Source organism: Paenibacillus sp. FSL R7-277, from assembly GCF_000517965.1.
Lineage (GTDB): Bacteria > Bacillota > Bacilli > Paenibacillales > Paenibacillaceae > Paenibacillus_AQ > Paenibacillus_AQ silagei.
The window spans coordinates 1-734 of record NZ_ASPX01000093.1 but is presented as its reverse complement, the minus strand read 5'-3'; the positions used below and the strand labels follow the sequence as shown (position 1 = coordinate 734).

General features: G+C 53.0%; 1 protein-coding gene. It reads left to right on the top strand.

Annotated elements, in window-relative coordinates:
* Positions 1 to 734 (top strand): IS256 family transposase (locus tag C173_RS27055; RefSeq protein WP_155991659.1); only part of this gene is annotated, 734 nt, incomplete at both ends.

The window sequence follows — 734 nt, the reverse complement described above, 5'->3', positions numbered from 1 at the left end:
GATGGGCTGTACGTGAAGCTGAAACGGGGCACGGTTCGTGGTGAAGTGGTCTACTTTGCGATGGGAATTGACGAGGAGGGACAGCGTCAAATTCTCGGGTTCTACGTGGGTGGCCAAGAGAGTTCGAATGGCTGGCGGGAGGTACTCAAAGACCTGTACGACCGCGGAGCACAGGAAGTCCTGCTGGGTGTGTTTGACGGGCTACCGGGACTGGATGCGGCGTTTAAAGAGACCTATCCTCAGGCGGATGTACAGCATTGCGTAGTGCACAAAGTGCGGGCCACGTTTCATAAAATTCGGGTGGAGCACAAAACCGATGTCATGGAGGCGTTGAAAACCGTATATACGGCACCGGATGAAGTGGTAGCCCGGGCTAACTTTGATACGGTCAAAGCGAAGTGGAACAAGCTGTATCCGAAGGAAATGAGGTCCTGGGAGGAACAGTTATCCACCCTCCTGACGTTCTACAACTATCCGCTGTCGATCCGTAAAGCGATCTACACGTCGAACCCCATCGAGCGGATGAACAAGGAAATCCGCAAGCGTCTGAAACCGATGAACAGTCTGACAAACATGGATGCCGCAGAGAAAATCGTGTACCTGGAGATGCTGGAATACAATGAACGTCATGCAGGGCGGGTCGCCCAAGGCTTTGGAGTGGATGCCGTTAAAAAGAAGCTAAAAGAGCTATTCGAAACACGCTACCCCTCTTTGCCCACACCGGAAGAGGCGTA